Source organism: Metabacillus sp. RB-C-LZQ-3-1, from assembly GCF_058315175.1.
Genome location: NZ_JBZFLI010000009.1, coordinates 71,715 through 96,740, shown reverse-complemented (window position 1 = coordinate 96,740; position 25,026 = coordinate 71,715). Strand labels below are relative to the sequence as shown.

Here is a 25,026-nt window from a genome sequence, read left to right as displayed (position 1 = left end):
AAATCAAATATTTTTGTTATTCATATTTACTTTAGCACTATTCCAACTATATTTTATGGAATATTTCTTTAAAAATGTACGCCAACTATCAGGACTTTTTTCATGTTGTCTAAATAATTTTTCCATCATCGTGTGATCTCTTTGAATAAAAATATCACTTATTGAAACAAAATAATCAAATACAGGAATGGACCGTAAAAAGATCCACTCATTTTCATTTAATTCTGGAATATCTTCATCTACCTTTATTGTACAGGTTTCACTGGTTAGTAATTTCTTTGCATATATATGTGTTTTATCATATTTTATTACTTTAAATGGTTCAAGCACACTAGCCATAAACAGAGCATGTACAATCGAGTCCATTGGGTGCATCATACGCTTCTCTTGGTTAATATAGGTTTGATAGTTGGTTAAGCCTCTTATGGTTAAATAATCAAAAGTAAACCAATCCTTAAATAACTTTTCCTGAGATATAGTAAAAATCGCCGATGCCTCGTCTCCAAGCTTTTCCGTTAAGATATGCTTTGCTTTTACCTTTTCTCTTATATTTACATGGCGATCCACATGTGTATGGACCGCCTTCATATGGTCAGTCATAAAGGTTATCAGTTGATTTTCTTTTTCTTCACGAAGAGCTTGTAGATAAACGATTTTATCCATTCAAACAACCTTGCCTTTTTCTTTGTATCTTATCATATTATCGATTTTTATAGAATGTGAGTCTCTTGGATAGCATCTAACTCTTCTTCTGAAATAAGTACATCTCTTGGCTTGCTTCCTCGATTTTCAGATATAATTCCTTGTTCCTCCATCATATCAATTAATCTAGCAGCACGGTTATACCCAATTCTGAATCTTCTTTGTAAGCTGGAAGTTGATGCCCCGCCTTGATTCACGACAAACTCACATGCTTCTAAAAATAATTCATCCTCATCTGATTGTATGGTCGCTTTTTTCACCAGTTCATCCTGATGAAATAAGTACTCTGGCTTTGATTGAAGCTTCACATGTTTCACAACTCTCTCAATCTCTTCATCCGATACAAATGTACCTTGAAGTCTAACTGCTTTTGATGAACCATTTTCTAAAAATAGCATATCACCTTTACCTAATAGCTTTTCTGCTCCATTTACGTCAATTATTGTTCTTGAATCAACCTGCGACGACACAGAAAAAGCAATTCTTGTTGGAATATTTGCTTTGATTAATCCTGTGATGACATCAACTGATGGTCTTTGTGTTGCAACGATAAGATGAATGCCACATGCCCGTGCTTTTTGGGCTATACGACAAATAGCTTCTTCAACTTCATTTGGCGCAACCATCATTAAATCAGCTAACTCATCAATGACAATAACTAGATACGGTAAATGTTCACCCTGCTTATGTTCTTTGACGAGTTGATTATACCTTGTAATTTCCCGGGTACCGGAATGTGCAAACAATTCATATCGTCTTTCCATTTCCTCAACAGCCCATTTCAAAGCAGCAGTTGCTGCTTTGACATCTGTTATAACAGGACTAACAAGATGAGGTATATCATTATAAGGAGCTAACTCTACCATTTTAGGATCAATTAGCATTAATTTCACTTCATGTGGCGAAGCTTTATATAACAAGCTAACAAGTATTGTATTGATACAGACACTCTTACCTGAACCCGTCGCACCCGCAATCAAACCGTGGGGCATTTTTTTCAAATCTGTAACGGCAGGTTGCCCGGCAATATCAAGACCTAACACTGCAGTCATTGGTGAAGGATTTGAACGAAACTCATTACTTCTTAAAATCTCCCGTAAGTAAACCATTTTACTCACTTTATTGGGAACTTCTATTCCAATTGTATTTTTCCCTGGAATTGGTGCTTCAATTCTTATGTCTCTAGCGGATAAGCTTAATTTAATATCATCGCTTAAATTCGTTATTTTATTGACCTTTACTCCAGGTTCAGGATGCACTTCAAATCGAGTAACAGAAGGTCCCTGTGTAACATTTACAACACTGGCTCTTACGTTAAAGTTTAGTAATGTTACATTTAATAGATCTTTTTGTGATTCTAACCATGTATGATCTTCTGTTAATTCCTTCTCAGGTATATTTAAATAAGCAAGCGATGGAAATTGATAACTATGATCCTGAGCTTTTTCTCGTAACTTTTGCTTATCTCTTCCTAGCATCATGACATTAAATGGCACCGTTTTACGTCTAGGTTTGTTTTGATCTTGACTTGAAATATCCTGAGGCTGATTTTCTTTGTACTCTGCTTCTTCTTGTTTTTTTGATGTGAGCCTATCAACATCTGAAGGAAGATCTTTTTCTTGAGGTTGAATACTATTAATCTGTTCCTCCCCTTGAATTGATTCTTCTAGCTCTAGTACAACCTCGTCCTCTTGAATTGACTCTTCTAGCTCTAGTACAACCTCGTCCTTTTGAATTGACTCTTCTAGCTCTAGTTCATCCTCGTCCTTTTGAATTGACTCTTCTAACTCTAGTTCATCCTCGTCCTTTTGAATTGACTCTTCTAGCTCTAGTTCATCCTCGTCCTTTTGAATTGACTCTTCTAGCTCTAGTTCATCCTCGTCCTTTTGAATTGACTCTTCTAGCTCTAGTTCATCCTCTTCAAATTGATGCCCAATAGAATCCTTATACTCGCTTTTTTCATTTATATCTTGTTTGGACTCATGATTTTGTTTTTGATATTCCGTTTTCACAATGTATAAGGCTTCATCTACAAGATCATCTTCTTTCTGTTGTATCTTATTATTTTCATTCAATTCTTTCTTTCCATTTTCAAAAGTTAATAATGTGTCGTCTACTTCCTCTACTGAAGCCAATTGATCATGCATATGAATAGGATTCTGCTTTTCTTCTCTATGTACACGTTCTACTATCTTATTTGTTTTATATTCATTTCCAGCCTTACTCAGAGCAATCCTTTTATCCCCAATTACTCTCTCTCCATTAATCGTTTCCAGTTTTCGGCTATTGCCAACTAGGTGATATGGACGATACTGCATCCTCTCATCTCTAGCTTGAAATCCAAATACTGGTGAAGGTATGGCTGTAGGATGGAACGGCTTTTTATTTGTATAACTTGTTTCTTTCTTGTCATCTATTCGAACCTCTGTATAAGGCCTTTGTTTCTTATAAGCATTGTTTTTTTGCTCTCGTTGCTTTCTATGAGTGTTTTCTTGATATCCAGATGGTCTTCTAGGACGTTCCTCTCTTTTTACGTGCCTTTCATCAGGAATAATTGGAAATCGAAAGTTTCCTTTTGGATACTGATAAGATACTCTCGCCTCGGCTTTAATCTGATGATGATTTTCCATACTTGATGGTGGATCACTTAGAACATTTTTTACAGATTGATGCTCCTGAAGAGAATGTGCCTCAATATCATTCGTATCTTTTTCTTCTTCATCTCCAAATAATAGTGAAACTAGTTTTTTTATCCAACTCATAATATCACTCTTTCAATATAATCAAAATATGGCTCACCTCACGATCTAATGAGCCATTTATTTTAGTTTTTCACTAAAAAATATCTCTTCTATTGTATCAATAAATATCTAGATTTGCAGATAAAAGTAAAAAAGAATATTTAGTTTACCCTTTAATTTCAATAAAAAAAGAGGTACCGATGCGGTAGTTTCTTATCGCTCGGATGCCCCTTTTCATTTATATGTACACATTACGATTCAGACATTTTATTTATGGGTGTCAAATACACCAAATGCATACTTCTAAAACCAAATGATTATGTATGTTTCGGCTTATTTTTTCCTAAAATAAAGATTGGCTCTAACTCACCATCTTCATATAAAAAAGATAAAGCTGTAATAGGAACTCTTCCACTTGCAAAAAAGCTCATAGTTAGTTGTGCTAAAATATCATATCCCGTATCATTTTGAATATCAACAATAATCAGGACATCTTGATGAGGAACAGCAACTGCCATTTTCCCTATAATCTTTTCCTTAAAAGATTGTAGAAGACTTTCATTTAAAATACGGCTAGCATCATATCCATCATTTGCATTTAAAAAATAAAAAACGTTTCCTGCTACATGATCTTCTTTCACACTTGTCTTTAATGATCTGATATTAAATGATGCTATCTCTCGAATTCGTTCTATATTCCAATTTTCTCTTTGCATCATTTTTTCATCGATTAATCTATACGTATTTCCTAAATCAAGAGCATAATAGATTCGTGTCTCAGCTGTATGATCAGAATGTACTAATGAAATTCCTTCATTGCTTTCTGTTGGAAAGGATGTTGAGCGAATAACTGGAAAGATTGATTTTTCTTTTCCTGTTAGCTCCTGCTGATTTTTCATCGCTTGTAGAGCCTCTTCTACATAATAAACTACTTCATCAATAGCACTTTGGTTTGATGTTTCCCATTTTGCTATAATGCCTGGCAAAGAAAGTGTAACACCTTTTTTGGTCTCGTTGTCTTCTATTCTTAGAGTGTCCTTTTCGCGATCAAAATGAAAGATCCAGCTTGAATGAGAAAGTTGTTTTTTTAACGTTTCGACCAATTTCCTTGAGGTCATTTTCACGTTTACCCCTCCTTTCAATTACTTATTTACATCTACCTATACCGTTATCCCATCAATAAAGTCTTGGATCTGTTGTTTTGATTTCCTTTCTTTATTCACATAGCGCCCCACTTCTTTTCCTTCATGAAACGCGACAAAGCTTGGAATACCAAAAACATTTAATTCCCCACATAAATCGATGTATTTATCACGGTCTACATAATAAAAAGTAAAATCGCTATTTTCTTGCTCTAACTCTGGAAGAATCGGTTCAATTACCCTGCAGTCTGGACACCAATCCGCAGAAAACATAAGGATAACCTTTTCTCCTAGAATAATCTGTTTATATTCATCATTGGATTGTAGTTGTTTCATTGTCAAATCCTCCTTCATTCATAAAGCTTCTCTTTTTAAATTCAAGTATTAGTTTATATGATTTACGTGTTAGATTCCACTTAGCCAACTTGAAAAAGATATTCCTTTTCCTTCTATTTCCATCTATTTAACAGATTTCACAATTTCCATCATGACTTGAGAATCTTCTTCAAGATCATTTGCTTTTGATTCTGTTGTAAGCTTTGTTCCACCAATACCAACTGTAACCTCATATAGCCTCTTATCTATTTTAACAACAAATAGATATCCAAACTGATTATCCTTTTCAAACGTTTCAGATATAAAGGGATCTTTGTATTGTTCCATTAATGTTTCATAGGAAACTTTACTATTCCTTTCCTCATTTTGATTAACAAAAAGGATAAAGTTTTGGTTCCCTTTTTCAAGCAAAACATTAAACTTTTTTGTTTCTTTCACTTGAAAATTTTCTGGTAGATAGTAGGAGAATTCCTCTGTTTTTTCATTGGTATTTTGTTGCTTCTTCGAAAAGGCTTCTTCTGTTTTTACAATTGAATTATTTTTTATTTCTTCACTAGATTGCATGCACCCAGTTAAAATAAACAATACAATAGCACTCAAGACATAGGCGAATTTTCTCACACAAATCCTCCTCATATTTAAAAGACATAAGATTTTATAATAACATCAACATTCGTAGGAAAATAGGTCCTATTTATTTTATAATAACCTTACTTTTTTCTCCCTACAAGAGTAAGTGTTTTCAATCACCAAGAAACGGAGAATACTATGTTAAAATGAGAAAAAATATATTAATGGAGGAGATCTTATGGAATTTATTGTTTACTTAGCAGGAGAAATACATACAAATTGGCGTGAGGAAATAAAAAAAGAAGCTTTAAAGCGAAATCTACCTTATCGTTTTGTTGGTCCAATGGAAAATCATTCCCTTTCCGATCATATAGGAGAACAAATACTAGGAAAACAACCAGGACCTATTTACAAAGATGATGCAGCATCAGGAATTAATAATTTACGGACAACAGTGTTAATGAATAAAGCTGATATTGTTATTGCATTATTTGGCGAACAATACAAACAGTGGAATACAGCGATGGATGCCAGCACTGCTCTTTCATTAAATAAACCCCTTATTCTAATTAGACCTGAACAGCTTCACCATCCATTGAAGGAGCTTTCTAATAAAGCTAATGTAACTGTCGAATCGGTAGAACAAGCACTAGATATCTTGGAATATGTCGTGAAATAATATTCAATAGGAAAGACTAGGAACAATACCAATCCTAGTCTTTCTCAACCTATTGTGGATATAAATCTTCAATATTTTTTGTTTTTGCTCTTGAAAGAATGTCAATTCGAGCCATTAATTGTTTCTTAGAAAAATTCATTATCTCAGTTGAAGCTTTTTTTCCTTTTTCATCATCTTCGAAAGTCATTCCTTCAGTATTTAAGGCTAGAGCAAGAGGTGCCAATTCATCCAACTTTTTGATCACTCGATCAAAAAGTTGAGGATGTTCACCAATTAATCTTTGAAGCAAATACGTCCCATACGCAATATGTCTTGACTCATCTCTTTTTAAATACTCAATTGCTTTTAATAAACCTGGCATTTTTCCGATTTTGCTTAATCCATCTGAAAAAACCTTATATCCTGTTTCAGCTAATACTCCCTCTGAAAACATATTATATACAGTAGCGGCATCTGCTAGTGCTTCTGGAGAAGGATGATTCCAAAGTCGCTCCATAGTGTCTGGGAGAATTTCATAAAAGAACGTCCGATATGTTTTTGAATGCAAGTGTGTTAAATCTTCTTTTTCACCAAGCTCATCTAACACTTTTCTAAATAGTTCTGTATGTTTTGCTTCATCATATAGAAATGTTGTAAGGAACAATTCCTCTTCTATTCGCCCTTCTAATGCAGCAACCTTAAGTAGTGGCAATAAATCATGTGTTACAGCTTCTTCTCCACCTTGGAACTGTGCAAGTAGTCTGACAATCCAATCACGATGCTTAGTAGAAAGGGTTTTCCAATCTTCTTTATCTTGCGTAAAATCTATTTCTTGCGGATTCCATGTTCCAAATTTTTTTGCTTTTTGGTACAACTGAAATGGAAAAGACGTTTCCCTTATTCCTTGTGTACTCATTGTAATAAGTTTCTTTCTCATTTTTTATCCTCCTTTTACACTATGGTATGAAGGAAATAATATTTGTGTATAGACATCCGCTCTGTTTTGATAGATTAGATTTTCTTCTCCCTACCATCTATAAAAATTTTTAGACCTAAAAGAAAGAGATCCGTTTAATATATAATTGGAAATTTATTTTCCTCATAAACAACTTCAAATATCTTATACAAACTAATAAACTCTTCAAACGACATTTCCTCACTCAATTCAAAATGAGATAAAAATGCATCCATTATTTCCACGTCCATAGATTTAAAAATCGTTGATGTAACTAATCTCTCATAAAACTTTTGTACGTTTCGATGAACATTGTGATCGTCTAGTAAAATTTGTATTTGTTTTTCAGTCATGAAATTTATTCACACCTCCTGCTGTTTGAGTAAACGAAATAGTTTATTCCTATCTCTTCTTTCAGGTTACGGTTACAAAACTATTTTCTGATAAAATAGTTGCCTATTTTTCAAATCAGGCAGAGGCAATCTCATTAATTTATGCACCTTTTATATCATATCTATCTAAAATAAAGTAAATGTTTTTGTTTAAAAGAAGACGTTCCTAAAACTTTAGATAGGAGGAAAATGGAGTATGTCAAACAATGAAAGCACGGAATTGTTTACGCTTTTAAAAAAGCTAGGTTTCAAACTAGAAAGCAGAATAAATAAATATATACAAGATCAATTGAATAAAGAAGAAGTAGCTATTACTGCTAATTCAGCAGGAAATATGCTAGCACACTTAATCGAAGCGATCCATGACTATGTTGAGCAACTTTCTTCACAACTAAATTTCCCTACCAAAAATGATATAGGACGTTTAGGAAAATTAATCGTTCAGTCTGAAGATAAGTTAGATAACATAGAAGAGGAGCTATACTCGATTCTAAATCTTTTAAAAGAACTTAAAATAACGATCTTGAAGGATATAAACAATAAAGCAACAAATCAACTTGAAAATATAGATGATAAGGTCCGGCAAGAACTAGAAGAATTACTTAAAGATCCAACAGGTCATCTACATGATCAATTAGAAGCATTAGAGAGTTCCATTGCGAAAAGAGTGTCAACATGCAAGAATAGTTTATTTGCAAAGAAAAAAAGATCTATATCAGATTCAAGTAAATTAAAAGAAGAATTACAAAAAGAATTATTAAAACCACCAGGACAAGTAGATTTAAAAGAATTAAATAAAAAGTTATTGCAACGTCTTCAAGAAAAACGGGATAGAAAATGGGGAAATGAATATGAATGAGCAGCATAATTCAGGCCCCCAATATGATCTTGAAAAAGAACTTAAAAGGTGGAAAGGTTTTTTCGGAGCATGGAATCGTCCCGCTCCAAAGGTTGGTGCAACTCCACGAGATGCAATTTGGAAAAAAAACAAATCAACTTTATGGTATTACGCTCCGACAGAAAAAAAATACAAAGTTCCCCTTTTCCTCGTATATTCCCTTGTGAATCAGCCGTTTATTTTAGATATGGCACCTGGTAATAGCGTGATTGAAAATTTTACACGAAATGGATTTGAAGTCTATTTAATGGACTTTGGTATCCCTGGATATGAAGACAAAGATATCTCAGCTAGTGACTACGTTGTTCATTACATTCAAAAAGGTGTACGAAGAGCGCTTCGACATTCTGGTGCACAGGAAATAACCCTTATTGGCTATTGCCTTGGCGGAACTTTAGCTACAATGTATGCAACGATTGCTGATGAACCAATTCGAAACCTCATTTTAAATGTTTCTCCAATTGATTTTGAAACTGTACCTTTTTTCGATAAACTTGCCCAAGCTAGCAAAGAGGATAAGCTAAATATCAATAGGCTCTTAGAAGCTGTGGGTTTAATTTCGGGCCATTCAATGAAGGCAGGAATGAGAATGGTGACAAATCCTATCTATTTTAGCCCATATCTCTCCTTACTTAATAAGGCTTATGACGAAAACTATGTTGAAAAATGGAAAAGATTAAAAGCATGGACGGATGGACATATTCCTTTTACAGGCGCTGCGATGCAGGAACTAATGAATGAATTAGGAAAGAAAAACAAATTGATTGAGGGTGGATTAATAATTCATGGAAAAAAAGCAGAATTAAGTAATATCCATGCAAATCTCCTTGTCATTTCCACTGAACATGATCGTCTTGTCCTAAAAGAACAAAACATGCGTGTCATTGATTTTGTTAGCAGTAAAGATAAGACATTTTTATTAGAAGATGGGGGACATACAACTAGAGCAAACGATCATGATCTCCCCCTCTATTTGGCTAATTGGTTACCTCAACGCTCAGACCCTATATAATTGAAAGCACAAGCTCCTTGATCATCCTAAGGCAGGCATAAAGTGGTTTTGTCTTCACCTCCTGAGCGGCATATGACCCGAGGCAGTTACAAACCCGACGTCCTGCGCTGCGGAGCTAAAAACTAAGTAAAAAATTTTTCACTCCTTTTCTTTATCTTTCAATAAAAAGCCCCCCTTCAGTGAGTCACAATAAAACTGAAGGGGGATCCTTTATTATGTTAATATTTTTGTTGAAATAAATATTGACCAATCAAAAGATTAGAAAGCTCTTTAAACATCTTGGTGCGATCTACAATTCCATTTGTAAAAATCCCTATCGCTCCCTCATTATGACGAACATTCTTTTTCTTTACATACATATCCATTACATCACCTAATTCACGGCCTTTAAATACTAGATCACCTATTTCTTCGGGGATCACGATCCTGGCTCCTCCTGCAATTATTGGTTGTTGCTCCTTTACATAGATTGCTCCCCAATTACATAAAAAATAGCCGTAATCGGTTTTGATAAGCCCTCCTTCTAAACCGACACCAATGTCAGCTTCTTCAGCTTCTAGTGCATTTTTGGCCCGATTGATCGCTCCTGTTAATGTTTCCGAATCTGTAAGTGGTTGTGCAGAAACGTTTGAAGGGACATTTGTTGAAATAAATTCTGCATCAATGAATAATGAAAATGCTTGGTTCACTGCATTAACTTTGGTAGGATTTTTTGTTCCAATTGCAATTTTCACAGTTGCCTCTCCCTTTAATGATTACGAATTACTTTTTATTGAATGAACGGTTGTTGAATCACATGATTTCACTAGTCTTATGAGAAGCTCTTTAGCAGCTGCATAGTCATCTACATGCAGAATCGAACCTGATGTATGAATATATCTTGAGCTTACTCCAATCACAGTAGATGGAACACCATTATTTGAAATATGGACCCGGCCAGCGTCAGTTCCGCCCTGTGAAACAAAATATTGATATGGAATATTATGAGTCTCCGCCATATCAAGAACAAATTCTCTCATTCCACGATGTGTGACCATTGATCGATCAAGAATTCGAAGAACAGCACCCTTTCCAAGCTGACCGAACTCCTTCTTATCTCCACTCATATCATTAGCTGGGCCAGCATCTAGAGCAAAAAACAAATCAGGATTGATCATCGTGGCAGCAGTTTGTGCTCCACGTAATCCAACCTCTTCCTGAACAGTTGCTCCAGAATAAAGTGTATGCGGAAGAACCTCATCTTTTAATTCTTTAAGAAGTTCTATGGCTAAGCCGCATCCATAACGGTTATCCCATGCTTTTGCTAATATTTTCTTGGGGTTTGACATTGGAGTAAACGGACAGATCGGAACAATTTGTTGGCCTGGCTTAACCCCGATCCTTTTTGCATCCTCGCGATCATCTGCTCCAATATCGATTAACATGTTTTTCATGTCCATGGGTTTGTTACGTTGACCTTCACTTAACAAGTGAGGAGGAATTGAACCAACAACACCAATAACAGGTCCATGATCTGTGATAATTTGAACCCTTTGAGCTAAAAGAACTTGACTCCACCAGCCCCCAAGCGGTTGAAAACGAAGCATACCATTATCCGTAATGGCTGTAACCATAAATCCAACCTCATCCATATGTCCAGCCACCATTATGGTTGGTTCACCTTGTTTTCCATGTCTGACACCAAATATACTGCCTAATTTATCTTGAACAATTTCATCTGAGATTGGTTCAAGTTGACTTTTCATAAACGCCCTTACTTGGTGCTCATTTCCCGGAGCTCCCGGCAGTTCTGTTAATGTTTTAAATAATTCTAATGTTTCTTGATTCATATATTCCCTCTTTTCAGCCAAATAGCTTTTATTTTTAATACAGACTTTTTTTCGTAAACTTCGGTACTTTACAATGCTGTTAAGGGTATTAGTTGGTTTCATTGCGCTTCAGACACTCGATGCGCCTGAGAGGAAGCTGAGCCTCCTCGGCTTCGCCTGTGGGGTCTCAGCTTTTCCTCACTTCCCACAGGAGTCGAGTATCTTCTGCTCCATTCCACTATAGAGTTAAAATAGTTTTCAAAAGCAACAATCTCTACGAAATTTGCCTTTATTAAAGAACCGTTATGTAAATGAAAACTCCCAACATCTATTATAAATATTTTTCTTGTTTTATTCTTCCTTAACATGCCCCTTAGGTTTTTGTATACTAATAAAGAAAGAAATAAGAATACCCGTTGTAACTAGTATTGTATACATATTCTAAAGGGGTGTTAAAAATGAAAACAAGGTACTTTTTATTAGGATTAGGTTTAGGTATTGTTGGTACTTATTTTATAAAAGATCAAATAAAACCTTTCAAAATCTCTTCTGAAAAAGCACTAGAAATTGTAAAGAAAGCTTTTAAAGAAAAAGGTCCGATTGATGGATCCTGGATTTATACAGTTCCAGAGACTTTTTCTAATGAGCATCTATCCTATGACGTATATAAAGCTGGTATTTCAAGGACAGTAGAGGATCAACTCGAGCAATATGAAGCTTTTGTTGATACAAATTCCGGAACGATTATCCATGTTGACCGAATAAATTAATGACTCTATCAGGGGGACATAAAAGGTTAATTATGCCCCCTCATTTTTATATTTTTAACTTCTTATTCGTTCAATCTTATCAACAATTTCACCATTCTCATTCCATTTTATGCCACGATAAACCGCATCATGATAGAATGTAAACCATGCTCGGCGCTGTCTTCCAAATTCAATCCACTTCTGTTTGTTTTCGATCGATGTCATAGGATAATCATCATAAGCAAGTACCCACAACGGATTTTCATGTGCATGTGTTGGCATTAAATCACCCATGTGGACAATGGTTTCTCCTCCATCTTGAAGAATGACAATACTATGACCGTCACTATGTCCACCAGTATGATGGATATCAATACCTTCTACTACAGACATTTTTGATTCGAAAGTTGAAACTTGATCCTTGACAGCTTCCCAATTTTCTTTCCAATATGTATTTACAGATCTTATATTAGGATGTTGCATCTCTTCCCATTCGATAGATGATGTGATAATTTTTGCTTTAGGAAAAACAGACGTTAGATGCCCTTCCTCCCATTTCGTTAATCCACATGCATGATCAAAATGCATATGAGTCATTAACACATAGTGAATATCATGAGTAGTTAACCCTAACTCTTGCAATAATTTCTCTACTGAAGATTCCTCTTCAACCCCATAATTCCTAATTTGTTTTTCGTTTAGTTTTTCATTTCCAATTCCTGCTTCAAGTAATATATTCAATCCATCTTTTTGAATAAGCAATGGATCTGTTCTGAGTTCAATTTGATTCCTTTCATTTACAGCATATTTTCTCGACCATAAAGGTTTTGGAACTACCCCGAACATTGCTCCACCATCCATATGGGTAACCCCGCCTCTTAGCCATGTAATCTTTGTTTGACCAATCTGAAGTGTTTCCATTTCAATCCCTCCCAAAATAATTTTACCATATGAAAGATATTTATTAAAAAAGCATGACCTGCTAATCTTAATAAACTAATCCAAAAAGCAAAGAAGGACCAAATCCACACTGGACTGGTCACTTAATATAGTATCGGATGATTGTTTTGTATACTTTTCTTTAATCTTCCTCAAGCTTTTTTGAAATTGGGTTTTCTACCGAAAGTTCATTTTTAATTAATTCACCTAACATGATCCGTAATGCTTCTTTTTTTCTATTTCGGTTCCCTTCATTACCTTGAGAAGAAGGAGCATCCTCCTGTTCCTCACCTTCAATACTTGGGATTATATCTGATAATGAATCATTAATAATAACAAGATCTTTCCCCAGAGAAATAACATTTTCAATTGGTAAAAACAATTCTCTGTTAAACGAATTTAAAAGTAGACTTTCTAAACGACCATTTTCTTCATTAAAATAAAAATCCAATATAATTCCTGAAAATTCTCCTCCTGTTGTAATAACTTGAGAGCCTTTCAAGTTAACTTTTTGATAAAAAAATGGAATATTATTTAATTCAATTAAAGGTTGATCTTCTTCGACTATGATTGCAAACTCTCCAAACCCAAAAACCTTCTCGTAATGAAGAGCCATCACACTTTCCTGCCAGTCATCTTGGCCGACTATAAAAAACTCAACCGAAAAATCATTCGGGTCTATAACTAAATCTTTAATGATTCCTACTTGCTTTGCCCCGGAAATACTAAAAATAGGCAGATCTAATAATTCTTTCGCTTTTTTCATATTCTAGCACTCCTGTGATCACATTTTATGAAGGGATATCCCTTTCGTTTTGCAAAAAACATAAAAAACAAGACAAAATCATATGGGCACATAGGCCATAATCTCATTTCATTTATATGTATGATCACAAAATTGGTGAGACTAAATAATCTAAAAGAAGAAAAAAATACCACAAAATCATGTGGTATTTTTAAGTAACTTATTCTATTTTTGGATTTCTTCGTTCATATACTTTGCTTCAACCCGGTAAATTCGCTGACCTTTTTCGGAAAACTTCTCTTCATATTCTGTCATAACATTACCTTCAAAATCGCTATTGTGAAGGTCTAAACTTACATACTTTAATTGTAATCCATATTCAGAAAAACTAATTAAAGAATATTCAAATAAACCTTGATTATCTGTTTTGAAATGAATTTCTCCACCTTTAACAAGGATTTCTTCATACAAAGCTAAAAAGCTCTTATATGTGAGTCTTCTTTTAGCATGGCGAGTTTTCGGCCAAGGATCAGAAAAATTTAAATATACACGATCAATTTCACCAGGTGCAAAGTATTCTGTTAAATCCTTTGCATTTACATTAAGAAATTTTAAATTTGGTATCTGTAAATCTACAGCCTTTTGAATAGCTGCTACAATGACACTATCAAACAACTCGATTCCTATATAATTAACGTCAGGATTTTGTTGTGACATCCCAGCTAAAAATTGGCCTTTACCTGTTCCAACTTCAATATGGATTGGATTATTATTTCCAAAAAGTTCATGCCATTTTCCTTTATATTGTTCAGGGTTTGATATAGCATATTCTGATTGCTCAGCAATAAAATCGCTAGCCCAAGGTTTGTGACGTAAACGCATGTAGACACCTCTATCGATTTAATATCGTTCTAAAAGATACCATGAATAAACCCTTGTCCGCAAGGCTTATTTCATTCTTACCAATTTTTTAGTCCTCTTTCATAAGTTTAAACAATATAAAAAGGATGACTTAAACAAAGGGGCGTTTCCCTTCACTTCTATCATCCTTATCAGTCAATTCTTGAATATTTTCATGTTATAATCACACATTATATCTATATGGCTTAGAAAAGGAGTGTTTATTTTGCCCATCCAATACCATGACCAAGTTAATTTGTTAAAAGATATTTTATCTGACCATCAAAGTGAATGCTGTGGAACTGTAGCAGAGTGTGAGCAACTTGAAAGGGTGATTAAATCCTTAATGGTTAACTCTAATACAAACCAACAAGCAAAAAGCTTACTCGAAGATATTTATTCTTACAGCCAAGCCGGAAAAAATTCAGTAGCTCTAAATCAGCATATTGAATCACATCAGCAACAATTATCTCAATGGATTCATGATATTGACACCTATTCGTAACAGTTGGTGATTTTTTTAAGGATGATGTGAATATGCTCAATCCAATTTTGTTTTTCTTTTTCATTTTCTTTTCCGTGATACCATAAAAAAGAAGTAAGGGCTTGTAGGAGCACATACCAGTAAATTCTTGTTTTTAGGTGCTCATCCAATGTAAGTCCATAAGATAAAAGCCACTCTTTCCAATCAGCTTCTTCAATATACCAATATAATAGTATGCCGATATCAATAGCAGGATCGGCAATCATTGCACCATCCCAATCAATTAAATATAATTGGTTTTCTTCAGACAGGAGCCAATTATTATGGTTTACATCACAATGACAGACAACCTGTTCATCGCATTGTACATTTGGCAGCTGTTTGGTTAATAATTCGAGTGCTTCATTTATGATTGGAAGGTTTATCCCTTCAAAAGCAACTGCTTCCTTTATATCTTCAACAATGAAGTTAGGAGTGAGCGGTTGCTTCCCTAATCGCTTAAGCATATCAAGTAGCTCTTTTGAGCGATGAATTTTTCGTAAAAGCTCCGCAACATTTTGACCATTCATATCCTTCGGTTTAAGCTCACGACCTGTTAGACGGTGTTGTGCTGTGATGACATCACCATTTTCCATGCGCTTTGTCCAAACTAGCTTTGGAACGATGCCTTCAGCAGAAAGAACAGCTAAAAACGGAGAACTGTTTCGCTTCAAGAAAAGCTCCTGCCCATCTTTTGTTGCAAAATATGCGTCTCCTGTTGCTCCTCCAGCAGGTGTAATCTTCCACTCACTACCTAATACTTGTTCCAACCAGTTCACCTTCAATTTCAACCCAACATTTCGTATTGTAATTTATCTTTAAGAATAGCATGTATTTAAGTTTTTCCAAACACGCCTAAGTAAAGTCAATTTGATGATATGTTCAACATTTATTTCATATAAAAAGGATAGCTATTAGTGATTATAGAAAATATTGCACTATAGCCATCCTATTAAATTTTATCCCCTTAGGATAAGACTAGTCAAGCAAAACTAAAATCCTAGTTTTTACAAAAAACATACGTTCCTATTTCATCTATCTTAATGACATTTTTCATCACATAAGGTGACTCCAAATAGGTATTTGACGGACACACAATTTGCATCCAATCTCCATCTCCGGGAAGCCTCAATTCATAAGATTTATCTATTTGATTATGATGCACAACATAAATTTGATTCCAAGGACCATATGCACCTACGTTATTCAGCTGATATGAAAGCAATTGACGATGCGGAATAAATGTTAAATGCTTCTCAATGAGCTCCTTTGATGATAAACGAAAAGCTCCATGCAGCTTTCTAAGTTTTATTAACCCTTTAATATACTCTACATTATCCTTATACTTTGAACGATCATCCCAATTTAGGGAATTGATATGATCAGGAGAATTGTAACTATTTTCTATCCCATTTTTCGTGCGGAAAAATTCTTGACCTGCGTGAAGAAACGGAACTCCCTGTGATAACAGGACAATGCTTGTCGCCAATCGATGTCTCGCTTGCTTTAACTCTTTTTTCTCTATTTCAGAAAATAACAAGAATCGATCCCACATTGTGTGATTATCATGTGATTCAACATAGTTAATGGATTGTTCAGGACTAGCAAACATTGTTGGTGAACCGCCAATTAACCGTTTTGTTTGATCAATTTTGCCCGTGTCTTCGTATACGAATCCTGTATCATGCAAACTGAAGGTGCTCCCTTTAATAACATCTCGAAATTGATCGTTAAAAAAGCTGATATTAGGAACTTTATGCGCATTTTTAATGATTGTTTTTTGTTCTAATGGTAAAGGCGTATTTAAATCCCAACCTTCTCCCAGTAAAAAAGCATCCTGCTTCAATGATAAAACTGCCTTTTCTACTTGCTTCATTGTATCTATATCATGAATTCCCATTAAATCAAAGCGAAAACCATCAATGTCAAACTCTTTCATCCAATATGTGACACAATCAACAATAAATTTTCTTACCATAAAGCGTTCAGAGGCAAGATCATTCCCCACGCCGGTTCCATTTGATGCAATTCCATTTTCGTCATGTCTGAAATAATAGCCTGGCAATAGCTTTTCAAACGAAGAGTTCTCTTTTGAATAAACATGATTATATACAACGTCAAGTATCACTTTTAAACCCTGATTATGAAGAGACTGAATGACTGATTTTAACTCGATAATCCGCCTATATGGATCTTTAGGGTTTTGTGAGTAACTTCCTTCAGGAGCAAAAAAGTGAAGAGGGTTATAGCCCCAATTATAGGCGTCGAGCGGTTTTCTTTCATCCACTTCTTCATAATCATTTACCGGCAAAAGTTCAATATGTGTGACTCCTAACTCCTTCAAATAGCTTATCCCTGTTGTATCACCTTGACGATTTTTTGTCTGACTTTCAAGCCAAGCTTCATACTTTCCCTTATGAATTAAACCACTGTTTTCGTGTATAGAAAAATCACGTATATGGGCTTCATAAATAATAGCATCTGTTTTATTTTTCATAAGGGGGAGGTCTATTTTCGGTACACTTGTTTTCTGTTTATCTATGATAACGCCAAATTTTCCGTTAATGGAAACTGCTTTTGTATAAGGGTCTACCGCTTCATTCCACATTAAGTTTATACAAGCAAGAAAGGAATAATAATATCCTTCATAATCTCCCTCTAATGTAATTGACCACGTGCCTTTTTCGCCTCTGACCATGTGATATGTTTTAAACACTTGTTCATCTTGATGATAAAGACGCAATTTCATATAAGTTGCAGTAGGTGCCCACACCTTCCATATCGTGCGTTCTTTTGTATAAATTGTTCCTAAATCTGACCCTGTATACGCAAATTTCTGATCAAACTCAATGGTACGTATGACTGCACCAATTTGCAGATCTGTTTCGAATCCTAGTTCATCTTTAATTACATACGTTTGCCCGAATTGAAACTCACAAGAAAGCTTACATACATATTTTATATGTGCTCCAATATCCAATCTATCTATAATGAAAAGGGGTTCATTCCCCTGGTTAAATGTAAGTGAGAAATTCTTCTTTTCCCGATCCAAACTCTTCGGAATAAGAATTGTGACTTCATCCATTTTATCTAAAAAAGCTTCAAATGGCCTATTAATCTTTAGCAAGATGACACCCCCAAAAGAGAGTTTTAGTTTATATTACTAATTCACTTTGAGATTTTTTTACAGCCACGGTTATTGGGCTTTCTCCTACAAGCTCGCCATCAGCCTCAACAGTTTGGACAGTATGTGTGTGAATGGTTATTTTCTCACATGTGAATTCAGTCAAAGCTTCCTGTTTTAGACGATGACTTTTTTGATTAAATAAGAATAATACAACTAGCTGAAACCGACTGATATTTTTGACAATCGTGATCGTTAACATTCCGTCATTGGCCTTTGCTTGTGGGGCAATTTTTAATCTAGCCCAACGACATGGTTGATTAGATACGAGAAGAAACCACACATTTTCATGTTGTGTCACCTCTTGTTCATCAGCCTTTATCATAATGGGAATTGGCTGATAATTCCATAATACCTTTAAAAAGCCTGTCATAAACCCTATCCGACCTAAAATAGGCATCATTGATTTCGTTTTCAGCAAACTTTCTTGTTCAATCACCTTTGTTATGAGACCTATCCCAAGCTTGTAAATGCATTTCCTATTGGTCCCTTTTCCTTCAAGTTGATATTCAACAAGGTCCGGCCCATTCACAGGTTTACGCAACAGCTTGAGGATATCCTTTATAGCTTTTGATGGATTAGAGGATAAACTGGAATGACTTCGTTTAGTTGTTCTTCCTGTATAAAGGAGGGCTATTTTCACTTTATTAAATCCACTTAAACCGTTTACAATTTCATTCATTGTCCCGTCTCCACCAATACAGATAATTGTTTTTAAATGATAGTCTTGTATGGTGGCAATTTGTCTAGCAAGAACTTCAGCATGTCCATGATATTCTGTATAAAATGAACGATACGAAACCTTTTTAAACTTAAGTTCTTTTTTTACTTTCCTCCACACCTTTTCACCCTTACCATATCCTGAATGTTGATTAATAATAAAAAATAATCCACTCATCCCTTGTAACTCCATCCATCTTCATCATAGTTTATGTACTTGTTTATGTATGTGTTCATGTCCCATTCCCAACTTCAAGGATTAGGTATGATTTTTATTTTTTAGACCCTAAACAATAAGAAAACCCGCCTACTGACAAGCCTGCTTAAAAGAAGACAGAAGCGCAGTTGAGCTTTTCATCAAATAACATTCTTTGCTTTAAACATATAAAAAGGACAAAATCCATTCATCTTGTCCTTTTCTCTTGTTATTAGATGAGTAGTGTCTGTTTTTGGTCATCTAAGGTGTTTCTGTTTCATTCCATTCCTTACGGTAATAAGAGTTTGTTAAGCAATGAGAAAGTAATACTTGGGCCCCTTTTAATTGCGTGTGTTTTATAGGTGCAGATGTTTGTCTCAGTCGCTGAAACCATTCACTATATGACCGTTTATCCAGGATTGTTATATCATATGGAGCAAATGGATAATCTATATAGCCATTTCGGCTGATCACAAGTTTTTTGACTGTAAGATCAATATTGTTTGATGTAATGAGCGCTTGCGCCACTGCCCCAGTTCGATTTAGACTTAGCAACGGATTGAGGATTTTTTTCTGATCCTCTCCTTTTCGAGCAATCCAAAATTTCTCCTTTGATCCGGTAAAGACTGTGCCATTCTGTTCTTCAACAACTGTAATACAATATACTTCTGTTGTTCCAATTAGAATCATATCTAATTCAACAGGTGCATTTTTCAGTTTAAAAACAGGACGATAGAGTAATAAATAGTGGTCTGGAAGTCGTTTAGCAAAATATTGTAAAAGAAGATCTCTATATATCGCTTGATCTACTGATGATTTCTCACGAATGGTTGAGCTGGCCCAACGAACTTGAAATCGAAAAATATAATCTAAAAATAAGTGCTTTAAATCTTCCTGTGTTCTCGGAATGGTTGTAAATGAAAATTGTAATTCATCATCTTCTAATACAGCCTCTCTAATGAATGGCTTAACTTCCTTTAACGGCTCTTCTTCCTTTGAAAATTTATTTTTAAATTTTTCAAAGAACCTCCCCTTAGTTCCCTTTTGTGTATTGATTGGTTGTTCGCTTACCTTCATGACAGTGTGAAACATGTTATTTTCCCATGCCTTTGACACTTTGTCCCATTGCTGACGTTTTAACCGTATAAACTGACTTGGATACCGATATGCATCTATTTCATACCTCGAGATATAGTCATAAAGTTTAATAATTTGCGCCAAATGTTTACCAACTCCCTCTAAAACTTCACCTAGAACATAAATGATAAAATGATTGGGCAAAAAATGCTAGTCATTATCGCACTTAAAGTCATTGATATAGAACTTATTGCACCTTCTACACTACCGATTTCTAATGCCCTAGCGGTACCAATCCCATGTGATGCCGTCCCAAACCCAATTCCAGTTGATATTGGGTGTTTTACCTTAAAAAGGTTCATAACATACGGTCCAAACATCGCTCCAGAGATCCCCGCAACCATCACGTACACTGCAGTAAGGGTTGGGGCTCCTCCACTCATTTCACTTATATCCATCGCAATCGGTGTTGTAACTGATTTGGGTGCTATAGAAAGAAGCAGCTCTTGATCTAATTGAAAAATAAACCCTAAAAATAGTCCGGTGGAAATACCAATAATGGCTCCTATACAGACACTTAACACGATATTCAGGAGATATTTTTTTAACATTTCACGGTGATCAAATAATGGGATAGCTAATGCCACAACAGCTGGCCCTAAAAGTTTGGCCAACCATTCGCCTCCACTCATATACGTCTGATAAGGAATGTTGAAAAGCAGTAAAATACAAACAATTAGTAAACTTGTTGTAAATATTGGGACAAGAATCGGATAAGCAAAGCGGTGATAGAGTTTTTTCATTAAGAAAAAAATAAAAACTGTTATAATAACAAATGCTGCAGCATACAAAATCAAACTCATAAGTGAATCCCCTTTTGCTGACTAAGATCTTTCCCTCTTTTTAACATCTTCTCACTTACCATAGCTGAGGTAATGAAAACCAACATTGTACTAACAAAAGAGATAATCAAACTGATAAATCCTACTCCTTTAAACAAATCCAGATAATCGATTATCCCTACTGTAGCAGGAACAAAAAGTAGTGGAAGGTTCTTCAACAAAAAAGAACTTCCCGAGGACAACCATTCCCGTTTAATAACATTCAGGGATAACGCTACAAACAAAAGCATCATTCCAATAATACTCCCCGGAATTGGTATGTGGCTAATTATTTGAATCCATTCGCCTATGAAAAAGATCAAATATAAACAAATGATTTGAAGAATAAAATAAACAAACTTCATTACCTCTTACCTCTCCCCCATCTTATCGTTATTCTGGTTGTAGTAATGGAAAAATGTTTATTGCTTCATATTTTGGAATTCGATCAAGATGTGTTTGATATAAGTGAATTGATTTTACAAGGCTGGGAGATGATTTATCATCAAACACATGATCAAGCCCTGGTGACTTAATAAATGGTTCATCTGAATTCCACTTTCTTGCCAGCGTGATATGAGGTTGAAATGGTTTACGATCAAGCTGAAATCCTACCTCTTCACTTGCCTTCACAATTAGTTTTTGCACGTGATGAAGTGATGATGAATTTTCCACACCTGCCCAAAATATTCTTGGTGAATCTTTTTTCCCAAAAATGTCGATCCCTTTTAGTGAAATCTCAAACTGGTGACAATTTTTCACTGTTTCATCAACTCTTTTTACTAGCTCGTTCAATCTGCTGCTTGGTTGAATATCTCCCAAGAAAGCTAATGTGATATGGTAGTCTTCTGGATGTACCCATGACTTAAAAGGCAATTTAGATTTATTCATGTGGATCCAGTTTTGTAGAATAGCTCTATGCTTCTCTTCAATTGGTACTGCAAGGAAATAATGTTTTTTCATTGTAACCTCCAGATGATGTTGACTGTTTAAGCAAAACTGGAAAAATACAGGTTCATTCCTTTATTTTATCCCACAATGTCTCCTATTAAAAGGATATTAGCCAAACCATTTAAACTTGTTTAAACCGGTTATTGTGATATTTTTTTCATTACTGATATAATTTTATCAACCACGATCACTAGTTGAATCAAAAACATGTAATTAGCCATAACCGAAAATGGAGTGATAAAACATGAAAGTTGTTCATAATATGTCGGAACTTATAGGAAATACCCCATTGGTGAAATTAAATAAAGTGAATCCAAAGGGCGGTGCAGCAATTTATTTAAAATTAGAGTTTTTCAATCCAAGTGGAAGCGTTAAAGACCGTGCTGCTTTTAATATGATCGTAGAGGCTGAGCGACAAGGGTTACTAAAACCAAACTCAACGATTATTGAGCCTACTAGTGGTAATACAGGAATTGGAATTGCAATGAGTGCAGCAGCACGAGGATATAAAGCAATACTTGTCATGCCTGATACGATGACAAAAGAGCGAATCAATTTATTAAAGGCATATGGAGCAGATGTTGTCTTAACACCTGGTGCAGAAAGAATGCCTGGCTCAATCAAAAAAGCTGAACAATTAGCCAAAGAAATCCCTAATTCATTTATACCAATGCAATTCGAAAATCCTGCAAACCCTGATGCACATAGACATACAACTGCAAGAGAAATCATTGAAGCACTAGACGAAATTGGTAAATCTCTTACAGCCTTTATTGCTACAGCAGGAACAGGTGGAACGATTACAGGTACTGGGGAAGTACTGAAGGAGCATTATAAAAATTTGACTGTGCATGTTGTAGAACCAGCTGGTTCTCCTGTTTTGTCCGGTGGAGAGCCTGGAAACCATAAATTAGTTGGGACAAGTCCAGGTTTTATTCCACCTATCTTAAATCAAAAAGTATATGATGAAATATTCAAAATTGAAGATGAGCAGGCATATGAAATTACGAGAAGACTAGCTCGTGAGGAAGGATTATTAGTAGGGCCATCATCAGGTGCAGCCTGCTTTGCAGCCATAGAAGTAGCCAAGCGTTTATCTCCGGAAGATATCGTCGTTTGTATGACATGTGACACAGGTGAACGTTATTTATCTAGTGATGTGTTTGCTTATTAAAAGCGGAAGCGCCTTGGTCAGCCTCCGGCAAATAAGAAGCAAATGAATAGAAGATGTTCTTTGTCTTCAATTCATTTGCGGCTTATGACTTCGAGGCAGTTACAAACGCGACGTCCTATCGCTGTAACTGCACTTGCATTTTCTGTGCTTCGGTGCTAGACACTCAAACTAAGTACGAAAATTCTTTCTTACCTTTCAAAAAAGATGACTAAAAAGTCATCTTTTTTGTTTATCTTGCAAGCTCATAGATCGCTTGAGCATAAATAGCTGTTGCTTTTAGGAGGTCCTCAATTTCGATGTATTCATCCTTCTGATGAGCAACATCCGGACGGCCAGGGAATAAAGGACCAAAAGCAACCCCCGCTTCTAATGATCTTGCATATGTACCGCCACCTATTGCGATTAGTTCAGCATGATCACCTGTTTGCTCTTCATAAACTTTTTGAAGAGCTTGAATGAGAGGATGATTTTTCTCAACATGATGAGGCTTCGAATCATCAAATGAGTGAAGATCAAACCCATTTATCTCCATAAAGCTATTTTTTATTTGCTCCGAATTTCCTGTCACCGGGTAACGAATATTAATGCCAATTTGTCCAGGCTGATCATCTTGATAAGAGATAATACCTACATTTAAGGTTAAGTCACCACTTATATCATCCTTAAACGCGATGCATAAATTATTGCCTCGAGTATCACCTTCAAATTTTTCTATTATCGCGTTCACGAAGTGTTGAGCTTTTTGATCAAGCACAAGTATATGTAAAAATGTTGCTAACATGATACCAGCATTTTTTCCATTATTCGGCTCCATCGCATGCGCAGATACACCCTCTACTGCTACTTTTATTGAGTCCGCTTCAAGATTATATTGTCCTTTCACCTCATTCTCCTCAAGGAATTTGGTGAATAATGTTTCAACCTTTGATAGATGCTCTTTACCTTTTAGTATGGCCTCTGCATAATCGGGAACCATGTTATATCTTCTTCCAGATTGAAAAGAGCTAAGAATTAGATCAGATTTGGGATCGTTAACAGCTTGAATTTGTTGTTTAATCGTTAAGTCAATAATTCCCTTTTCTGCGTGAATAATCGGAAAGTCCGCATCCGGTGCAAAGCCAAGTTCAGGCATTTTTTCATGTTTGAAGTAATGATCTACACAACGCCATTCACTTTCTTCATCTGTACCAATGATCATTCGAACATTCTTTTTTAATGGTAAGTTAAGATCCTTTACGATTTTCATTGCATAGAAAGCAGCAATTGTCGGTCCTTTATCATCCATCGCTCCTCTTGCAAAGATTTTTCCATTACGAATTTCTGCACTGTAAGGATCAGTTGTCCAACCATCTCCTTCAGGTACAACATCTACATGACATAATATCCCGACAATTTCGTCTGAAGACCCTGATAATTCAATGTGTCCAGCATATCCGTCCACATTTTTCACAGTAAATCCTGCCTTTTCACCTAATTCGAGCAAATGTAGGAACGCTTCGTTTATCCCTTCTCCAAACGGGGCTTCAGGTGATTGTGATTCTTCATCCAGTACACTTTTTATTCTTAAAAATGCTTGTGTATCGTTTATAAGTGCATCTTTTCTTTGATTAACTTCTTTCATCCAATCCATATGTAAACCTCCTACTACTGCATTTAGTTTTCTACCACCATAGTAACATGCTCCATCATTAAATGAGAACATGCATGCATCTATTTATAGTTTCTATCTATTTTTATTCAATTATCATAGAAATGCAAAAAGAAGAGAAAACT

At 35.2% G+C, this 25,026-nt stretch carries 26 protein-coding genes; 6 read left to right on the top strand and 20 right to left on the bottom strand.

The annotated features are described in order from the left end of the window. Nucleotides 1-3: 3 nt before the first annotated feature. From AC4GZ8_RS15470 to AC4GZ8_RS15450, 5 genes are all read right to left on the bottom strand, one after another. Complete coding sequence (locus tag AC4GZ8_RS15470) at nucleotides 4-663, bottom strand: hypothetical protein (RefSeq protein ID WP_491082795.1); 660 nt, start codon at nucleotides 661-663, stop codon at nucleotides 4-6. 47 nt (nucleotides 664-710) lie between these two features. Then, on the bottom strand, nucleotides 711-3,464 hold the full coding sequence (locus AC4GZ8_RS15465; RefSeq protein ID WP_491082794.1) for a DNA translocase FtsK: 2,754 nt from the start codon (nucleotides 3,462-3,464) through the stop codon (nucleotides 711-713). Between the two features lie 296 nt (nucleotides 3,465-3,760). After that, nucleotides 3,761-4,567, bottom strand: a complete 807-nt coding sequence (locus AC4GZ8_RS15460; RefSeq protein ID WP_491082793.1) for a DUF1444 domain-containing protein — start codon at nucleotides 4,565-4,567, stop codon at nucleotides 3,761-3,763. A 36-nt stretch (nucleotides 4,568-4,603) separates the two neighbouring features. Continuing rightward, a complete protein-coding gene (locus AC4GZ8_RS15455) occupies nucleotides 4,604-4,921 on the bottom strand; it encodes a thioredoxin family protein (protein ID WP_491082792.1) in 318 nt (105 codons plus the stop codon). 123 nt (nucleotides 4,922-5,044) lie between these two features. Next, nucleotides 5,045-5,542, bottom strand: a complete 498-nt coding sequence (locus AC4GZ8_RS15450; protein ID WP_491082791.1) for a hypothetical protein — start codon at nucleotides 5,540-5,542, stop codon at nucleotides 5,045-5,047. 187 nt (nucleotides 5,543-5,729) lie between these two features. Between AC4GZ8_RS15450 and AC4GZ8_RS15445 the strand changes: the two genes are divergently transcribed. Beyond that, nucleotides 5,730-6,170, top strand: a complete 441-nt coding sequence (locus AC4GZ8_RS15445) for a YtoQ family protein (protein ID WP_491082790.1) — start codon at nucleotides 5,730-5,732, stop codon at nucleotides 6,168-6,170. Nucleotides 6,171-6,219: 49 nt separating this feature from the next. Here the strand turns inward: AC4GZ8_RS15445 and AC4GZ8_RS15440 are convergent, their stop codons facing one another. Together AC4GZ8_RS15440 and AC4GZ8_RS15435 are read right to left on the bottom strand one after the other, a co-directional pair. Further along, the gene (locus tag AC4GZ8_RS15440; protein ID WP_491082789.1) at nucleotides 6,220-7,086 is read right to left on the bottom strand and encodes a R2-like ligand-binding oxidase; all 867 of its coding nucleotides are present in this window, start codon (nucleotides 7,084-7,086) and stop codon (nucleotides 6,220-6,222) included. Nucleotides 7,087-7,220: 134 nt separating this feature from the next. Next, a complete protein-coding gene (locus tag AC4GZ8_RS15435; RefSeq protein WP_491082788.1) occupies nucleotides 7,221-7,457 on the bottom strand; it encodes a hypothetical protein in 237 nt (78 codons plus the stop codon). 235 nt (nucleotides 7,458-7,692) lie between these two features. Between AC4GZ8_RS15435 and AC4GZ8_RS15430 the strand changes: the two genes are divergently transcribed. Continuing rightward, nucleotides 7,693-8,355 (top strand): hypothetical protein, encoded by a 663-nt coding sequence (locus AC4GZ8_RS15430; protein WP_491082787.1) that lies wholly within the window; start codon nucleotides 7,693-7,695, stop codon nucleotides 8,353-8,355. Further along, entirely contained in the window at nucleotides 8,348-9,406 is a 1,059-nt protein-coding gene (locus tag AC4GZ8_RS15425; RefSeq protein WP_491082786.1) for an alpha/beta fold hydrolase, read from the top strand. The genes AC4GZ8_RS15430 and AC4GZ8_RS15425 overlap by 8 nt, the downstream gene beginning before the upstream one ends. Nucleotides 9,407-9,624: 218 nt before the next feature. On the opposite strand, the gene AC4GZ8_RS15420 is transcribed toward AC4GZ8_RS15425, so the two are convergent. Both AC4GZ8_RS15420 and AC4GZ8_RS15415 read right to left on the bottom strand, forming a co-directional pair. Beyond that, nucleotides 9,625-10,140, bottom strand: coding sequence for a DUF84 family protein (locus tag AC4GZ8_RS15420; RefSeq protein ID WP_491082785.1), 516 nt, complete (start codon nucleotides 10,138-10,140; stop codon nucleotides 9,625-9,627). A gap of 21 nt (nucleotides 10,141-10,161) precedes the next feature. Then, on the bottom strand, nucleotides 10,162-11,235 hold the full coding sequence (locus tag AC4GZ8_RS15415) for a M42 family metallopeptidase (RefSeq protein WP_491082784.1): 1,074 nt from the start codon (nucleotides 11,233-11,235) through the stop codon (nucleotides 10,162-10,164). A 437-nt stretch (nucleotides 11,236-11,672) separates the two neighbouring features. On the opposite strand from AC4GZ8_RS15415, the gene AC4GZ8_RS15410 reads away from it, so the two are divergent. Continuing rightward, nucleotides 11,673-11,984 (top strand): PepSY domain-containing protein, encoded by a 312-nt coding sequence (locus AC4GZ8_RS15410; protein ID WP_491082783.1) that lies wholly within the window; start codon nucleotides 11,673-11,675, stop codon nucleotides 11,982-11,984. Between the two features lie 54 nt (nucleotides 11,985-12,038). Here AC4GZ8_RS15410 and AC4GZ8_RS15405 read toward each other — a convergent pair whose 3' ends face one another. The 3 genes from AC4GZ8_RS15405 to trmB form a co-directional block, all read right to left on the bottom strand. After that, a complete protein-coding gene (locus tag AC4GZ8_RS15405; RefSeq protein WP_491082782.1) occupies nucleotides 12,039-12,884 on the bottom strand; it encodes a YtnP family quorum-quenching lactonase in 846 nt (281 codons plus the stop codon). Between the two features lie 160 nt (nucleotides 12,885-13,044). Next, nucleotides 13,045-13,668: a PRC-barrel domain-containing protein gene (locus tag AC4GZ8_RS15400; RefSeq protein WP_491082781.1), complete on the bottom strand. Its 624-nt coding sequence runs from the start codon at nucleotides 13,666-13,668 to the stop codon at nucleotides 13,045-13,047. Nucleotides 13,669-13,872: 204 nt separating this feature from the next. After that, nucleotides 13,873-14,529: a tRNA (guanosine(46)-N7)-methyltransferase TrmB gene (trmB, locus tag AC4GZ8_RS15395; RefSeq protein WP_491082780.1), complete on the bottom strand. Its 657-nt coding sequence runs from the start codon at nucleotides 14,527-14,529 to the stop codon at nucleotides 13,873-13,875. A gap of 244 nt (nucleotides 14,530-14,773) precedes the next feature. Between trmB and AC4GZ8_RS15390 the strand changes: the two genes are divergently transcribed. Next, nucleotides 14,774-15,052: a YtzH-like family protein gene (locus AC4GZ8_RS15390; RefSeq protein WP_491082779.1), complete on the top strand. Its 279-nt coding sequence runs from the start codon at nucleotides 14,774-14,776 to the stop codon at nucleotides 15,050-15,052. Here the strand turns inward: AC4GZ8_RS15390 and AC4GZ8_RS15385 are convergent. The 7 genes from AC4GZ8_RS15385 to thpR all read right to left on the bottom strand — a co-directional run bounded on the left by AC4GZ8_RS15385 (nucleotide 15,043) and on the right by thpR (nucleotide 22,103). Next, nucleotides 15,043-15,861 (bottom strand): phosphotransferase family protein, encoded by an 819-nt coding sequence (locus AC4GZ8_RS15385; RefSeq protein ID WP_491082778.1) that lies wholly within the window; start codon nucleotides 15,859-15,861, stop codon nucleotides 15,043-15,045. The two genes, AC4GZ8_RS15390 and AC4GZ8_RS15385, sit on opposite strands and share 10 nt — an antisense overlap. Nucleotides 15,862-16,070: 209 nt before the next feature. Continuing rightward, nucleotides 16,071-18,197, bottom strand: coding sequence for a type I pullulanase (gene pulA / locus AC4GZ8_RS15380; RefSeq protein WP_491082777.1), 2,127 nt, complete (start codon nucleotides 18,195-18,197; stop codon nucleotides 16,071-16,073). A 28-nt stretch (nucleotides 18,198-18,225) separates the two neighbouring features. Beyond that, a complete protein-coding gene (locus AC4GZ8_RS15375; protein WP_491082776.1) occupies nucleotides 18,226-19,152 on the bottom strand; it encodes a diacylglycerol/lipid kinase family protein in 927 nt (308 codons plus the stop codon). A 279-nt stretch (nucleotides 19,153-19,431) separates the two neighbouring features. Continuing rightward, nucleotides 19,432-20,391, bottom strand: coding sequence for a nuclease-related domain-containing protein (locus AC4GZ8_RS15370; protein ID WP_491082775.1), 960 nt, complete (start codon nucleotides 20,389-20,391; stop codon nucleotides 19,432-19,434). 29 nt (nucleotides 20,392-20,420) lie between these two features. Then, nucleotides 20,421-21,110 (bottom strand): LrgB family protein, encoded by a 690-nt coding sequence (locus AC4GZ8_RS15365; protein ID WP_491082774.1) that lies wholly within the window; start codon nucleotides 21,108-21,110, stop codon nucleotides 20,421-20,423. Continuing rightward, entirely contained in the window at nucleotides 21,107-21,493 is a 387-nt protein-coding gene (locus tag AC4GZ8_RS15360) for a CidA/LrgA family protein (protein WP_491082773.1), read from the bottom strand. The genes AC4GZ8_RS15365 and AC4GZ8_RS15360 overlap by 4 nt, the downstream gene beginning before the upstream one ends. Before the next feature lie 28 nt (nucleotides 21,494-21,521). Further along, complete coding sequence (gene thpR / locus AC4GZ8_RS15355) at nucleotides 21,522-22,103, bottom strand: RNA 2',3'-cyclic phosphodiesterase (RefSeq protein WP_491082888.1); 582 nt, start codon at nucleotides 22,101-22,103, stop codon at nucleotides 21,522-21,524. Nucleotides 22,104-22,323: 220 nt separating this feature from the next. Between thpR and cysK the strand changes: the two genes are divergently transcribed. Beyond that, nucleotides 22,324-23,253: a cysteine synthase A gene (gene cysK / locus AC4GZ8_RS15350; protein WP_491082772.1), complete on the top strand. Its 930-nt coding sequence runs from the start codon at nucleotides 22,324-22,326 to the stop codon at nucleotides 23,251-23,253. A 229-nt stretch (nucleotides 23,254-23,482) separates the two neighbouring features. On the opposite strand, the gene pepV is transcribed toward cysK, so the two are convergent. Beyond that, complete coding sequence (pepV, locus tag AC4GZ8_RS15345; RefSeq protein ID WP_491082771.1) at nucleotides 23,483-24,883, bottom strand: dipeptidase PepV; 1,401 nt, start codon at nucleotides 24,881-24,883, stop codon at nucleotides 23,483-23,485. Between the last annotated feature and the right edge of the window lie 143 nt (nucleotides 24,884-25,026).